Annotated in this window: 17 protein-coding genes; 14 read left to right on the top strand and 3 right to left on the bottom strand. The window is 37.4% G+C overall.

The genetic code is table 11. The annotated features are described in order from the left end of the window. Window positions 1–125: 125 nt before the first annotated feature. The 3 genes from FHT21_RS19475 to FHT21_RS19465 all read left to right on the top strand — a co-directional run bounded on the left by FHT21_RS19475 (window position 126) and on the right by FHT21_RS19465 (window position 2,399). Entirely contained in the window at window positions 126–857 is a 732-nt protein-coding gene (locus FHT21_RS19475; RefSeq protein WP_167296384.1) for a head GIN domain-containing protein, read from the top strand. A gap of 232 nt (window positions 858–1,089) precedes the next feature. Beyond that, complete coding sequence (locus tag FHT21_RS19470) at window positions 1,090–1,536, top strand: DUF1572 family protein (RefSeq protein ID WP_167296383.1); 447 nt, start codon at window positions 1,090–1,092, stop codon at window positions 1,534–1,536. Between the two features lie 86 nt (window positions 1,537–1,622). Next, complete coding sequence (locus tag FHT21_RS19465; RefSeq protein WP_167296382.1) at window positions 1,623–2,399, top strand: nucleotidyltransferase domain-containing protein; 777 nt, start codon at window positions 1,623–1,625, stop codon at window positions 2,397–2,399. 107 nt (window positions 2,400–2,506) lie between these two features. Here FHT21_RS19465 and FHT21_RS19460 read toward each other — a convergent pair whose 3' ends face one another. Together FHT21_RS19460 and FHT21_RS19455 are read right to left on the bottom strand one after the other, a co-directional pair. Then, a complete protein-coding gene (locus tag FHT21_RS19460) occupies window positions 2,507–3,397 on the bottom strand; it encodes a hypothetical protein (RefSeq protein WP_317169970.1) in 891 nt (296 codons plus the stop codon). Window positions 3,398–3,482: 85 nt separating this feature from the next. Further along, window positions 3,483–4,190, bottom strand: a complete 708-nt coding sequence (locus tag FHT21_RS19455; protein WP_167296381.1) for a DUF2490 domain-containing protein — start codon at window positions 4,188–4,190, stop codon at window positions 3,483–3,485. A gap of 339 nt (window positions 4,191–4,529) precedes the next feature. Between FHT21_RS19455 and fabV the strand changes: the two genes are divergently transcribed. The 5 genes from fabV (at window position 4,530) to FHT21_RS19430 (ending at window position 8,700) form a co-directional block, all read left to right on the top strand. After that, window positions 4,530–5,723 carry an enoyl-ACP reductase FabV gene (fabV, locus tag FHT21_RS19450; protein ID WP_167296380.1) on the top strand — a complete coding sequence of 398 codons (1,194 nt, stop codon included), beginning with the start codon at window positions 4,530–4,532 and terminating at the stop codon, window positions 5,721–5,723. A gap of 96 nt (window positions 5,724–5,819) precedes the next feature. Beyond that, on the top strand, window positions 5,820–6,359 hold the full coding sequence (locus tag FHT21_RS19445; protein ID WP_167296379.1) for a GNAT family N-acetyltransferase: 540 nt from the start codon (window positions 5,820–5,822) through the stop codon (window positions 6,357–6,359). Window positions 6,360–6,561: 202 nt separating this feature from the next. Continuing rightward, complete coding sequence (locus FHT21_RS19440; RefSeq protein WP_167296378.1) at window positions 6,562–7,014, top strand: cold shock domain-containing protein; 453 nt, start codon at window positions 6,562–6,564, stop codon at window positions 7,012–7,014. 586 nt (window positions 7,015–7,600) lie between these two features. Continuing rightward, window positions 7,601–8,287 carry an SIMPL domain-containing protein gene (locus FHT21_RS19435; RefSeq protein ID WP_108197503.1) on the top strand — a complete coding sequence of 229 codons (687 nt, stop codon included), beginning with the start codon at window positions 7,601–7,603 and terminating at the stop codon, window positions 8,285–8,287. A gap of 98 nt (window positions 8,288–8,385) precedes the next feature. Next, a complete protein-coding gene (locus FHT21_RS19430; protein ID WP_167296377.1) occupies window positions 8,386–8,700 on the top strand; it encodes a hypothetical protein in 315 nt (104 codons plus the stop codon). A 104-nt stretch (window positions 8,701–8,804) separates the two neighbouring features. On the opposite strand, the gene serS is transcribed toward FHT21_RS19430, so the two are convergent. Continuing rightward, window positions 8,805–10,076, bottom strand: coding sequence for a serine--tRNA ligase (gene serS, locus FHT21_RS19425; protein WP_167296376.1), 1,272 nt, complete (start codon window positions 10,074–10,076; stop codon window positions 8,805–8,807). Window positions 10,077–10,174: 98 nt separating this feature from the next. Here serS and rsmI point away from each other — a divergent pair, with 98 nt between their 5' ends. The 6 genes from rsmI to FHT21_RS19395 all read left to right on the top strand — a co-directional run bounded on the left by rsmI (window position 10,175) and on the right by FHT21_RS19395 (window position 15,169). Further along, window positions 10,175–10,888, top strand: a complete 714-nt coding sequence (rsmI, locus tag FHT21_RS19420) for a 16S rRNA (cytidine(1402)-2'-O)-methyltransferase (protein WP_167296375.1) — start codon at window positions 10,175–10,177, stop codon at window positions 10,886–10,888. A gap of 38 nt (window positions 10,889–10,926) precedes the next feature. Next, on the top strand, window positions 10,927–11,580 hold the full coding sequence (locus FHT21_RS19415) for a PH domain-containing protein (RefSeq protein ID WP_167296374.1): 654 nt from the start codon (window positions 10,927–10,929) through the stop codon (window positions 11,578–11,580). 104 nt (window positions 11,581–11,684) lie between these two features. Then, the gene (gene lnt, locus FHT21_RS19410; protein WP_167296373.1) at window positions 11,685–13,310 is read left to right on the top strand and encodes an apolipoprotein N-acyltransferase; all 1,626 of its coding nucleotides are present in this window, start codon (window positions 11,685–11,687) and stop codon (window positions 13,308–13,310) included. Then, complete coding sequence (locus FHT21_RS19405; protein WP_167296372.1) at window positions 13,303–13,764, top strand: DinB family protein; 462 nt, start codon at window positions 13,303–13,305, stop codon at window positions 13,762–13,764. The genes lnt and FHT21_RS19405 overlap by 8 nt, the downstream gene beginning before the upstream one ends. 6 nt (window positions 13,765–13,770) lie before the next feature. After that, complete coding sequence (gene lspA, locus FHT21_RS19400) at window positions 13,771–14,277, top strand: signal peptidase II (RefSeq protein WP_167296371.1); 507 nt, start codon at window positions 13,771–13,773, stop codon at window positions 14,275–14,277. A gap of 142 nt (window positions 14,278–14,419) precedes the next feature. Continuing rightward, window positions 14,420–15,169 (top strand): M57 family metalloprotease, encoded by a 750-nt coding sequence (locus FHT21_RS19395; protein ID WP_167296370.1) that lies wholly within the window; start codon window positions 14,420–14,422, stop codon window positions 15,167–15,169. Window positions 15,170–15,329 lie beyond the last annotated feature (160 nt).

The following is a 15,329-nucleotide window of genomic DNA, read 5'->3' as shown; positions in this document are numbered from 1 at the left end:
TCTCAGAGAAGTCAAGCCTAAAATTATTAATAAAGAGAATTAAATCGCATTTTATGCAACTTTTCAACAAAACCATCGTCTTATAAGAAAAAGCTCATTATTTATCTAAAAATAAAATCTATACCATGAAAAAAGTATTTGCAATATTATTGGCATCCCTTACATTAACCTCTAGTATCAATGTAATTGCTAAAAATCAGATCAGTATCAACACTTCAAAAAATAACGGCGACAACAGGGAGGTGAAAAATTTTAATGGAGTTGCTGCAGCAGGCCCTATAAACGTAATTGTAACTTTGGGTAATAGTGAAAGTTGTCGTTTAGAAGGTGATGCAGATGCATTGGCCTCAATCGTTACCGAAGTAAAAGGTCATGTTTTAGTTATTCGTCCGCAAACCAGTATCACAAGCTGGTCTAGAAAATACGAAGGTAAAAAAATAACAGCATATGTATCGGCCAGAGAATTAGCGAGTTTAACTATTAGTGGTGATGGAAGCTTAACTGTAAATGGAAAAATCAGCACAGGTAGTCTAACAACAACCGTAAGCGGTTCGGGAAGCATTAAAGCAACAGCAGATGTAGATAACTATAGTGGTGTAATCAGCGGTTCTGGTGCAATAAATATTACAGGAGGTGCAGATCATGCCAAAGTGGTGATCAGCAGCTCGGGAACTTTTGCAGGTAAATCTTTTTCTACAAAAACTTTAAACAGTACCATTAGTGGTTCAGGAACTGTAAATATTGCGGTAAGCGAAAGTATCAGAGCGGTAATCAGCGGATCAGGAAGCGTAAATTATTCCGGTAATCCAACTGTAGATAAAACCGTTATTGGCTCAGGTGGAGTAAGAAAAGTATAAATTAAAGCCCTTTTTAATAGAGAACACCTGCAAGAAATTGTAGGTGTTTTTTGTTGGCCAATATTTTCTTTTGAAAGCAAAGCCAGTATAACTGTCAATCCCGCTATCATTTCAAGTCCTCAACTTAATCGGGCAAGAAACACGCTGTAAGAAACCACATTAAACTAAATTATGCCTTCAAATATTTATATTCGCCTAACAACATTTCAAATAATCCCTTAAGAATTTTCATATGCTTACCCAAACCTTAAAAACACTTTTCAACCGGGATTTAAACAAATTAAAATCCGAAATCGAATCGTACAAAGTCGAATCGACCTTATGGCTTATTGATAGGGGAATTGCAAATTCCGCTGGGAACCTTTGTCTGCATTTAATCGGAAACCTCAACACTTATATTGGCGCAACTTTGGGCGGCAGTAATTACATCCGCAACCGCGAACTGGAGTTTTCGTTAAAAGATATTCCGAAGCAGCAACTTATTAACATGATCGAAGAGACCCTAACCTCGGTTAACGAAACGCTGGATAAAATAACAGAAGAACAGCTCAATAGTGAATACCCGATGCTGGTATTTCAGGAGAAAACATCAACCGAATTCTTCCTCGTCCACCTTACCACACATTTAGCCTATCACTTAGGACAGATTAATTATCACCGAAGGTTATTGGATATTTAATTCAATCCGTCATTGCGAACAGAAGCGTGGGACTGAGCGCTAGAGTGAAGTAATCTTTTTAGTAGATATATTAATGAAAATTACCCATGATACAACAACTATTTGCCCAACACGCAACCGAAATATTAAAAAGCGATGAATTTGTTATTGGCTTAGCCGTGGGTGGCTCCTGGCTCAGCAATGAGATCGACGAATTTTCAGACCTCGACCTCATTTTGGTTACTAGGGAAAAGGTATCAACAGATAAATCGAAAATGCTGCAATATGCCAATCGCCTTGGCGATTTAATTTCTGCATTTACAGGAGAGCATGTTGGCGAACCGCGCGTATTGATCTGTCTTTACGACAAGCCATTGCTACATGTAGACATTAAATTTGTAACACTTGATGAATTTGCTTCAAGAGTTGAAAATCCTATACTACTAATCGACAGAGACAATCAATTGCAGAAAATTCTTGATCAAACTGAAGCTAAATTTCCCTACCCAGATTACCAGTGGATTGAAGACCGCTTTTGGACATGGATGCATTATGCCCTCTTAAAAATCGGCAGAGGTGAGTATCTGGAAGCCTTAGATTTCTTCGGCTTTTTAAGGATGGTGGTGTTTGGCCCTCTATTGCACATCAAAAACAAAAACCTGCCACGAGGAGTGCGTAAAGTAGAATCGCAGCTTCCTGCCGAAGATTTTAACTTACTTAAAGGTACCATTGCCGAATACAATAAGATAGCCTTAATTACTGCGTTAGAAAATGCGATAGTGCTTTATAAAAACCTGAGAATTGATCTGTATACTGAAAATATCAGGCAGAACAAAAAGGCAGAAGATGCTGTAATACAATATTTAGCCAAAATAAAAAGATAGCTGCTCAGAATGAAAAATTAGATAATGTAACATTCACTGTATCTTCCGTGGCAATTTTAAATCACAACCAAAACAACAAAGGAGGCTTAAGCCTCCTTCCAAATCTTTTAAAACTGAACCCCAATCAGCCATATATTTTCAATGTAGTTAATCTTCTGACTAGCCTTGTCGTACTCATCCCAACCAGTAGTATGCACATTGGTTAAATTGGTAGCGCCGAACTTAGTGGTATTCTGCAGGTAGACATTTTTCCACACATAAAACTTAAGTCCAACTTTTGCAGAAACACCGTAACCCGAAATACTGAAGTGGTTATTTCTGCCCTGTCCGAACAAACGTACATCCGAACGCGGAACCATCATGCCACCACCTAAACCAGTTTCTAAGGTTAAAGAAGTATTTCCACCTGGAGCAACCCAAATATCGTCATAACGTTCAATCTCGATATTGGCATAATTAAAACCATCTGTATGCTCATAAGTAAGCATACTCTCCTTAACGTTAATGCTTTGGCCATTGTAATCGCCAGCTAAATTACCTGTAGGAGTGTTGGTTGGAGAAATATTTGGCCCGATGTGACCAGTAATTGCAACAGTTTGTGGAATATCCATTACATACTTCATGTGGTCCCAACCAATGGAGATACTATAATTATCTTTGATAAAGTATCCGGCGCGGATATTATATTGTGGTACAGTGATCAAACCAGGATTCAAATAGGCCCAGCTTAATTTCGATTGTCTATCGTGCGCAACTACATCTTTCAAAGTAAAATCGTAGTTAGGCCCCTGAAACCTGATATCGCTTTTACCATACCAGGAGCTATTATATCCCCAGTGAAAATAAAAATCACCTTTACGGGAAAATTTCCTTTTATGTTCAGGATTGAATAAACTTTTTGAAGTTGGCGTATTATTGGTTGAAGCGGCTTTAATCTCTTGTGCCTGCATGCGCTTGCCAAACAAGAGTGCTAAAAATAGGATGGTAAATCTTTTCACGCGGCAAATTGAGCAAAAAGACCCGTCAATTACAACAGCTTTAACAATTTGTAAGAGTTGCTGTACAAAAAATGACTTTAAAACATTAAAACCTCGTGTAAACAGCCAGCTGAATAATATTATTAACCGTATTGTTCGAAATGCCATTTGTAATCTGGTTCATATATCCAGCTTCCAGGTCAAACTGCTTCGAAAAACGATAACCCGCAGCCAGGTATAACCTATTTTGATCGAAAACACTATTGTTAATTTTATCCTTATTCTGAAGATTTAAAAACACCTCGTTCTGCAAAGCCACAAATGGCCCTTTTGTAAACGTTGGCTGAGTTTTTTGCAGGGGCTGGATTAATCTCACAAAATAACGGAAACGTTGTGAAAACACATCTTCACCAGTACGGCCGATGAACCGTTGTTCTACCCTAAACCTGTGACTGGCAAAAACCGATTTTATTTTATGATTATAAATATACTGTTCAAAAATGCGGTGTTCGTGAAGCGTAAGATCTGGAGTTCCTTCCAATTCAGTGTGTGTAGTTTGCCATAAATACCCTAATGCTACATTGTGTTTGTTGTTAATAAAATATTGTAAAGCCGGACGCACCAATGTATTTCTCAAATAACCCCAGTCATCAGCCGAGCGCAGTTGAACATCGAACTGAAGCCCCCATTTATCATTAAACTTGGTGTTATTTAGAAGCATAAACCAACCCGAATTTTGATGTTGGGTTTGCGCATAAAGATTTCCAGAAGCCATGATGATGAGCACCATGGCAGACAATAGTATTTTTTTCATAAGAAGAGATAAACCGGTTTTATCTGTGTGGCGCTAAATTAAGAGAAATATGCGAAAGTAAGAAGCCCGGAGCCAGAAGTGCATGTGCCTAATAAAATGCTTAGTAATGCCAACCTATGCATTCTTTGTACCCTTTCTCCATTACCTCGGTAGTAAAAATGGCACCAATCTCTTTTGCTTCTTTGCGAAAACCTTTGCGACTATTGCGGTTAAAACAAATTTCATTTAATGTTAAGCGATTAAAAATTTATCTTCGTTAAAGATTTGGGCGTTATGGTATTTTCTATATCCTTAAAATCGCACTTATTTTAACATTACAAAACGTAAATAGAACAAAAAATGATTATCGAACCTAGAATGAGGGGCTTTATCTGTTTAACCGCACACCCTGATGGTTGCGCACAAAACGTAAAGAATCAAATTGAATATGTAAAATCTAAAGGAGCTATAGATGGCCCTAAAAAAGTATTGGTAATTGGTGCATCAACCGGTTTCGGTTTAGCTTCGCGTATTGCGGCTGCATATGGTTCTGGAGCTTCTACAATTGGTGTATTTTTCGAAAAGGCACCTTCTGAAGGCAAAACTGCATCACCAGGTTGGTACAATAGTGCAGCCTTTGAGAAAGAAGCCCATGCTGCCGGTTTATATGCAAAAAGCATTAATGGTGATGCATTCTCAAAAGAAATTAAAGAAAAAACCATTGAATTGATCAAGGCTGATCTTGGCCAGGTTGATTTAGTCATTTATAGCCTGGCATCGCCAGTGAGGAAACATCCTGATACGGAAGTGCTTCATCGCTCTACCTTAAAACCTATCGGTGGAACTTATACCAATAAAACCGTCGATTTCCATACTGGTAATGTGACCGAAATTTCTATCGAACCTGCTACCGAAGAGGATATTGCCAATACCGTTGCGGTAATGGGTGGCGAAGATTGGGCCATGTGGATTGATGCCCTAAAAGCAGAGAATCTACTTGCTGAAGGTGCAACAACAGTAGCTTATTCGTACATCGGCCCTGCTTTAACCGAGCCGGTATACCGCAAAGGAACCATTGGTAGAGCTAAAGATGATTTAGAAGCAACTGCCTTTAAAATCAGCGATAAATTAAAAGATATTAATGGCAAGGCTTATGTATCGGTTAATAAAGCATTGGTAACACAGGCAAGTTCGGCTATTCCTGTAATCCCATTATATATTTCATTGTTGTACAAAGTAATGAAAGCAGAAGGTGTGCATGAGGGTACAATTGAGCAGATCCAACGTTTATATGCAGATCGTTTATATACCGGCAACCCTGTTCCTGTTGATGAGAAAGGAAGAATCAGAATCGACGATTGGGAAATGCGTGAAGATATCCAGGCTAAAGTTGCCGAACTTTGGAAAGAAGCAACAACCGAAACTTTACCAATAATAGGTGATTTACCAGGTTACAGATCTGATTTCTTAAGCTTATTTGGTTTCGAAATTGATAAGGTTGATTATCAAAAAGATGCCCAGGAAGTAGTAGAAATTGAAGGTTTAGTAAACTAACTACTCAGATGCGCCACCCTGAACCTGTTTCAGGGGCTTAAATAATAAATTATAAACGGCTGGCCCTATAGCCAGCCGTTTTTACATTCAAACCATATGAATTTCGATTTACAGCCTACATTAGCAAACGATTTAATTACAGTAGTTCCCTTAAAAGAAGAAGATTTTGAAGCACTTTTTGCGGTAGCTTCCGATCCGTTGATCTGGGAGCAGCACCCCAATAAAGACCGTTACAAAAGAGCGGTTTTCGAAAATTTCTTTAAAGGAGCAATAGAATCGAAGGGTGCTTTTATCGTTTATGAAAAAGAAAGCAACAAAATTGTTGGCAGTTCCAGATACTACGAATTGGATGAGGCAGCGGGTTCAGTGGCCATTGGTTACACCTTTATTGCCCGCGAGTTTTGGGGCAAAGGGCATAATAAGGCTTTAAAAACTCTGATGCTCGATTATGCTTTTCAATTTATAGATAAAGTAATCTTGCATATTGGAGCTACTAATTTCCGTTCACAAAAAGCGACAGAGAAATTAGGAGCCGTTAAAATTGCTGAATTAGAAGTAGCCTATTATGGTGAGCCATTAAAATGGAATTTTGTTTATCAGGTGGATAAAGATAAGTGGGTAAATAAAGCATCATAAAAAGAATCAATCACAAGATATACACGGACGATATCTTTCTTTATCTGTGTTCATCCTCTTCATCTGTGGTAACTATGCTTTACTATGCAAGCCCAAATGACAAGAGCATAACCGAATAAAATCGTGTTTATGCTTTAGTATTGTTATCTTTGTATAATTCTCCATTCCACTCACCTTTCAAAACAAAACAATTAAATAAAATATGGCTAAATCTCAGGCAACATACAGTAAAAAAGAGAACGAAAAAAAACGATTAAAAAAACAAAAAGACAAACAAGAGAAAAAAGAAGAGCGTCAGGCTAATGCAAAAAAAGGTTTAGCGCTTGAAGATATGATGGCTTATGTTGATGAAAACGGAAACATCTCTTCTACCCCACCAGATCCGAAGAAAAAGAAAATAATTAATACGGAAGATATTCAGATTGGTATTTCAAGACAAGAAGACATCGTTGATGAAAATCCTGTTAAAAAAGGAACAGTTACTTTCTTTAACGACAGTAAAGGTTACGGTTTTATTAAAAACACTGAAACACAAGACAGTATTTTTGTTCACGCAAACGGTTTAATCACCCAGATTAAAGAAGGTGATAAAGTTACGTTCGAAGTAGAAATGGGTCAAAAAGGACCAACAGCTGTTAAAGTATCAAAGGTTTAATCACCACAATTCAATTCCTTTTGCAATTCTTAATTGCAAAACATGATTAAAATTCTGCAGAAAACTCTGCTGCGCTAGGTTTTATAACCATTTATAATTCCGTCTATTTAAGCATAAAACCTTGCGCATAATTTTACTCTCATTCTATTTATTTTAGAAAATCAGGCTTCAATGTGCATTGGCCAATTCGGTCCCGCCATCGCTATTTTCCTCATTTCGCTACGCTTTCATTCCGGGCTATTCGCTTTGTCGCGTTTAGGTGGCTAGAACAATAACTTTTTTAATGGATAAAATACCCGAATGAATATTTGCACGATAAAAAGAACAATATTTTCAAGGTTAAAACTTATTCCTGTAGCAATTGCTAATATTTGATAGATTTTTTTTGATAGCAGCATAATCCTTTGTTAATAAACCCGATAACAATAGCAGCCCCCGATTTTTCTTCGGGGCTAAAGTGTATAGCAGGACCAGTTTTGCCCTGAAGTACTGATGCTCATTTCAAAAAAAATAAAAAAAATGATAATCTCGGTGTGGAATTTGTGCACGGTTTACATCATTACAGTACACACAAAGAAAAATAAATATGAAAAAGTTAATAGCACTTGCACTGGTTGCATTTTTAGGATTATCATCAGCGATGGCTCAACAAGTAGACTTACGTAGAAAAATTAATGTTAGCGGAACCGCAGAAACAGAAGTTACCCCTGATATTATTTACATCGGCATTTCACTTAAAGAATACTTAAACGGAAAGAAAAAAGTAGACATTACAGAATTGGAAAAACAATTGTATGCCGCTGTACAAAAAGCAGGTATTGCAAAAGAAAACTTAACCATTAGCAATTTAAGCAGCTGGAATTATGCTACAGAAAAAAAGAAAAATCCTGATTTCTTAGCCAGCAAACAATATCGTTTAAAAGTTAGCGATCTGAATAAATTCAACGCCATACTAGAATCGATAGATGCCAAAGGAATTGCCAATACGAATATTGAAAGTTATGATTACTCTAAAATTGAAACCTTAAAAAAAGAGCTTAAAATTAAAGCTTTATTAGCTGCAAAAGAGAAAGCAGCATACATGGTAGAGGCTTTAGGCGATAAATTAGGTGGTGTAATTGAAATACAAGATGGTGGAGACAATGTAATACAACCTGTTTACAGAAATTACGCGATGAAAGCTGAAATGGCTGATGCCGCTGGCGCACCTGAAATTGATTTTAAAAAAATTAAGCTGAATTTCACAGTAAATGCCATTTTCGAGATCAAATAAGAATTTAACAGTTAAATTAATACTTTTCAAAACCTACCAGAACATTTTTGGTAGGTTTTTTGTTATCTAGAGATCGAACACTAAAAAAATTAGATATTATGAAAAAATTCATCTACACGCTAGCCTTGGTTTTCTCTTTAGGCATTAGTTTTAATTCAGCTCAGGCAGCTGACAAACCTGCGAAAAACCCAACAGAATTATCTGCAGATCAAGCGGTGAAACTGGAAAGAATTAAAACCCGTGTTGAAGAAATCAGAGACATGGACAAATCGAACTTAACGAGAGCAGAACGTAAAGCTTTACGTAGCGAATTAAGAGAATTAAAAGGTCAGGCCCGCGCTATTTCAGGAGGAGTTTACCTTTCAGTTGGTGCAATCATCATCATCATTCTATTATTGATCCTGATTTTATAATCACTGCAAAAAACACTTCTATCTATAAAAACAAAAAGCTTTGCAGTAGTGCAAAGCTTTTTTTATGAGCAAATATCGTCATTGCAATGACGATTTATCGAAGACTAATCAATAATATCAAATCCTGTATACTTCACTAAAGCTTCTGGAATTTTAATTCCATTTTCGGTTTGGTAGTTTTCTAAAATCGATGCTACTATACGCGGTAAAGCCAATGCACTTCCGTTTAATGAGTGCGCAAGCTGTGCCTTACCTTCTTTTCCTTTAAAACGTAGTTTCAAACGGTTACTCTGGTACGTTTCGAAATTTGAAACAGAAGAAACTTCTAACCAGCGCTCTTGTGCAGCACTCCAAACCTCCATATCGTAAGTCATGGCAGAAGTAAAGCCCATATCGCCACCGCATAAACGCAACACGCGGTAATGTAATCCCAGTTCCTGCAAAAGGGACTGCACATATTGGCTCATATCTTCTAAAGTTTCGTAAGATTTATCGGGATGTGTAATCTGAACCACCTCAACCTTATCAAACTGGTGTAAGCGGTTTAAACCACGTACATGGGCACCATATGAACCTGCTTCTCTACGGAAACAAGGGGTATAAGCCGTATTTTTAATAGGAAGATCCTCTTCTTTAACAATTACATCACGGTATAAATTGGTTACCGGAACTTCTGCAGTTGGGATTAAATATAAATCATCAATAGTTGAATGATACATCTGTCCTTCTTTATCAGGTAACTGGCCAGTACCAAAACCCGAAGCCGCATTAACCAAATGAGGCACCTGCATTTCTTTATAACCCGCTGCAGTAGCATGATCTAAAAAGAAATTGATCAACGCCCGTTGTAACCTCGCGCCTTTTCCTTTATACACCGGAAAACCAGCACCGGTAATTTTTACGCCCAGTTCGAAATCGATAATATCATATTTTGCAGCTAGCTCCCAATGCGGTAAAGCTTTGCTTGGCAATTGAGCAGGCTCGCCATATGTTAAAACAATCTCGTTTTCTTCGGCAGTAGATCCCTGCTTTACCAAATGATAAGGCAGATTGGGTAACTGAACAATTAAATTGTGTTGAGCGGCTTCCAACTCATTTAATTTATCGCTCAGGTTTTTAATATTTTCTTTATGAGAAGCCGTTTGTGCTTTAATCGCTTCGGCTTCTTCTTTTTTACCTGTACGCATTAAATCGCCAATCTGTTTGGCCGCTGCATTAGCCTCAGCAGAAATATTATCCAAGGAAGTTTGTGTAGAACGGCGGTCTTCATCAATTTTAATGATTTCATCTACCAGTTCCGGTTGTTTAAAATTACGGATACTTAAACGTTCTAAAACTTTCTCTCTATTTTCGCGGATATAGTTAACTTGCAGCATTATTTAATTTTTTAAGCAAAGATAGCAAGAGTTTGGAGTTTGGGGTAAGGAGTTTGGAAAAAACTGCAAACCATTAACTGTAAACTGCAAAATGAAATATGGATGGCAAACTATTTCTCGTACCAACGCCTATAGGCAACTTGGAGGATATGACCTTTAGGGCAATCCGTATCTTAAAAGAATGCGATTTAATCTTGGCTGAAGATACCCGCACCAGTGCCCCATTGCTCAAACATTTTGGCATTGATAAAAGAGTTTTCTCACACCATCAGCACAACGAACATAAGGCAACTTCAGAAATTATCAAGTTTTTACATGAAGGACAGAAAATTGCTTTAATTTCTGATGCGGGAACACCTGCCATCTCCGATCCGGGTTTTTTCCTGGTACGCGAAGCGATTAAAAATGATATTGCGGTAGAATGTTTACCTGGTGCAACAGCCTTTGTACCTGCCCTGGTTAATTCGGGTTTACCTGCCGATGCATTTTGTTTCGAAGGTTTTTTACCAGTTAAAAAAGGCAGACAAACAAAGTTCAAAAAATTGGCCGAAGAAGACCGTACCATTATACTTTATGAAAGTCCGCACCGTTTATTAAAAACTTTAGAAGAGTTTGCGCAGTATTTGGGCGCCGAAAGGCAGGCATCGGTAAGTAGGGAGCTAACCAAGATGTTCGAAGAAACTGTTCGCGGAACTTTAGTAGAAATAAAATCACATTTTGAGAACAATACTTTAAAAGGAGAATTTGTAATTTGCATAGCGGGGAAACCGGCAACAAAGAACAAAAACAAATATGATGATGCCGAAGATTAGCATCTGAACATAACTACACATCAATTTTAAAAAATATTATGATTAGCATAGATAGATTTCTAAGTGACGAGCAAGACCCAAAAGCGGTTGAAAAAGTTATTGGAAAATTAAATGACCTTTTAACAGCAGGCGAAGAACTTTTATATTTAGCCGTACAGAAAAAACCAGCGGTAAACTTGTTGCCAGATAGCATCGCGATTTCGAACAAGCGCATTTTTTATTGCGAGCCAGGTAATTTAGGCTTAACCATGAACTTTAAAGACATTTCGTGGAAAAGCATTAAAGAGGTTTCATTTAAAGAAGAATTTTTTGGTTCTAAATTTATCTGTGTACCACAACATGGCGAAAATATCGTAACCGAATTTATTCCAAAAGTACAGGCGCGTAAATTGCATCAGGCTGCAAACCAGCAATTAGAAGAGTATAAGGAAATGCTCCGCCAGCAAAAACTAGAAGAAAACCGTGCAACGGCATCTCCCATTAATTTAAATGCACAGCCCTTTGCTGAAATTCCTGCTTACGAGCCAACTCCTGAGCCAGTACAACCTGTTATTCAAATAGCTGAAGTTGTAGAAGAGCCGGAAGACGAAACCACATTAAAATTACGCAAGCTTAAAACTTTGTACGATAAACACCTGATTACGCAGGAAGAATATGAAGCAAAAAAAGCAAATATTTTAGATAGTTTGTAAAACTAATCCCCTCAAATTGTCACGTTGAGCCGATCCAAGCGCCAGATTATAATTAATTAGCCCTTCGACAAGCTCAGGGTGACAATATTGCGCCAGCACTTAAAATGAACAAGAAACAAACTTACCTCCTCGCCCTCTTAAGTGCATTTTTACTATGGCTAGCCTGGCCACCAATGCCTTTTACCACACCATTATTGTTGATTGGTTTGGTGCCTTTATTCATTGCGCTTAATTCTCTTTCAGACAATGCTGAAAAAAAGCAGGGAAAAAGAATTTTCTTAACTGCGGGCCTAACTTTTTTAGTCTGGAATACGGCATCAATTTATTGGGTATACAATGCCATAAGTGCTTATAATGGTACAGCAGTAGCCCTGCCCGTTTCTTTAATTCCTTATGGATTAGGCGCGCTTTTAATGACTTTTGCTTTTTGGTTATACTATAGGTTAGGCAAATACGTAAATAAACAGATCGCCTACCTTGGACTTGTTGCCTTTTACATCGCTTTAGAATATTTGCAGCAAACCTGGGATCTGGCCTTCCCTTGGATGACATTGGGTAATGGTTTAGCAGGAATGCACCAGTTGGCGCAATGGTATGATTATACCGGTGTTTACGGAGGCTCACTGTGGATTTTAGTGAGTAATATCCTGGCTTTTGAAGCTTATAAGAAATTTAAATCACAAACAGGTTATTTAAGGTTTAGAACAACAGGAATTTGGCTTTTGGTGGTAATTATTCCCATTGGCATTTCATTAACCAAATACTTTACAGCAGAACAAAAAGGCACACCAAGTAACGTAGTAGTGGTTCAACCGAATATCGATCCTTATCTAAAACTAGAGAGTATCCCTCCGGCAGAGCAGATCAGGATATTGACACACCTATCAGACTCGATCGGACAACCCAATACCGAATATTTTATCTGGCCGGAAACCGCTATTCCGAATTACGCGGATGAGGATAGAATCCGGAGCAATCCTGATTTTATCAATTTACAAAACTTCTTAAACAAGTACAAAAACGGCACTTTAATTACAGGAATTGAAAGCATTAGGTGGTACAATAATAAGAAAACAGTATCTGCAAAGAAGTATCCAGATGGGATGTTTTTAGATAATTTCAATTCTGCAATGCAAGTTGAAAACTCTGCAAACGTTCAATTTTACCATAAATCAAAATTGGTTCCTGGAGCGGAGAAAATGCCTTTTCCAAAAGTATTTTCTTTTATGGATGGCGTATTTTCACAATTAGGTGGAAGCGTAAGTGGTTGGGGATGGCAAGAAAAACCAAGCGTACTTTATGCACAAAGTGGTATCGGTGTTGCACCAGTAGTTTGTTACGAAAGTTTATGGGGCGATTGGATCGGTCAGCAGGTTAAAGATGGCGCACAATTTATTGCTATTATTACCAACGATGGCTGGTGGGGTAATACCTCAGGAAAAGACCAGCATATGATGTATGCCAAATTGAGAGCTATTGAAACCCATCGCGATGTGGCCCGCTCGGCAAATACCGGAATTTCTTGCTTCATTAACCAACGCGGAGATGTAACACAAAGCACTAAATGGTGGACTAGAACTGCACTAAAAGCCAATATCAATCTGAATGACGAGATTACTTTCTATGTAAAAAGTGGAGATATTATTGCAAAATTCTTGAGTCTTACAGCCGTTCTTTTAGCTTTGATCATTCCGTTTAGAAAATGGATCAGGAAACCAGGCCATGCTTAAACAACAATACGATTTCATTTTATCATCCAGGAATACCCTTTTAACTTACATTGGGAGTATTTCTGAACAGGATTTCTTAACCAACAACAGTTCGTTCGGCAGAGGCTCCATCAGAAATTTATTGGTTCACATTTGCCAAACCTATTGCGCATGGATTGGTGAAAGAGCCTTAGGCATTGAACAGGAGTTTTTGCCTTTCGAAAGGTATCAGACCTTACACGACTGCCAAACTTATTTTAACAAGGTAGATGGGTATATTGGCTTATTTATCGAAAAATTCAAAGGAAATGAGCTGCAGGAAATGGCGTTGAACAGAAATGGAGAGATTTTAAAAGTAAGCCCATTAAAATTATTTACTCATGTTATTACCCACGAGTTTCATCACAAAGGGCAAATCATGTCGTTAAGCAGGCATTTAGGCTACATACCGGTTGATGCCGATATAATCAGATAAAAAATTATGCAAAAAATAAAAAACCTCCGCTGGTCGGTATTGCTCTTATTATTAACCTTAAATTTTGGCTGCGATCAGATTTCTAAAAAAATTGTACGTACTGAGATTAGCGATTACGAACATATCAGTATCATAAAAGATCGCTTCACCTTAACCAAGGTAGAAAATAGTGGTGCTTTTTTAAGTCTGGGCGATGAGATGCCCTATATTTTTAGATTAATTATTTTAACTGGACTTCCCCTGTTATTTCTTGGATATGGCCTGTATTTTCTTTTCGTTAAACGCAACCTTCCCATTAGCATGCAAATTGCACTTTGCTTTTTAATTGGCGGTGGTATTGGGAATTTATACGATAGGATTGTGCATGGATCGGTTACCGATTTTATGCACATGGACTTTTATATTTTCCAAACCGGTGTTTTTAATTTTGCTGATATTTCGATTATGATTGGCGTAGGCATGTTACTTTTTCAGTCGATTAGAAGTAATAGGCTAAAACAACAAATAGATTAGGGCAAAAGATAAGATCAAGATACGCTAATTATAAATACAAAAAAAACATGTATCAAAAATACATGTTTGTATTTTTTGTGTTATATTTATTCATGTAATACTCAATTGCAGCATCTTACGATCTAAACCAAAAACCTAAACTATGAAAAACCTATTTAAAAAGACTATGCTGATTGCATTGCTCTCAGTAGTGGTGATCTCGTGCTCGAAGAAAAACGAGATACCAGCAGATCAGGAAAAAGAAACTGTTCAAAATCAAAAAGTTCTTGCTTACATCAAAAATCTTGGATTTTCTGATGCACAGATTGTAGAAAGTGGAGATAATTATGTTGTGGATGGCGATATCGTATTTAGCAAAACCATGGAAGTTCCTGCAGATAATGGAAAACCGATAACAGAACAATATTATAATGGAAATATTGTAACCAACAGTACTAACATCCGCATTAAAATCGACCCGTCTATAACCAGCATGACCAGTGAAATTAATTCTGCTATTAACCAATGGAATACGGTACCGAACTCGAAACTCAAATTTGTAATCACAACTGGTACGGTATATGATATTCTGATTAAGGTTGATAATACAATTGGAAGTTCTACGTGCGGGCAGGCGTATCTATCAACCTCAAATGGCAAGGCTGGTAATACGGTTTGGATTAATCAGAACCTCATTCAAAACAATTCTTTTGCGCAACGCACGAGAACCATAACACATGAATTTGGGCATACCATTTCATTTAAACACACCAACCAATCTACAACCATTAATGTTCCAGGGGTTGGTGGAACCGATGCTTTATCATTAATGAACGGTGGACAATGTGGAAGTGGTGCTACTGTTTTATCAGCAAAGGATAAGCAGGCTACCGCAGTATTGTACCCTTTATAAGTACCCTTTATAATTTAATAATCAGATAAATAACTTAAAAAGATCGTAAATGCAATAGAAGCTGTTTCTTTGAAACAGCTTTTTTTTTGAAACAATATTTGAAAATGATTTTAACACAGGATTTCTTAACAAAGAATTGCCACCTTTAAACAAACATATT

Origin of the sequence: Pedobacter sp. SG908, from assembly GCF_011759615.1 — a bacterium.
GTDB classification, from domain to species: Bacteria; Bacteroidota; Bacteroidia; order Sphingobacteriales; family Sphingobacteriaceae; genus Pedobacter; species Pedobacter riviphilus.
Note: the sequence above shows the minus strand (reverse complement) of the source record. Positions and strands in the feature narration are given on the sequence as shown.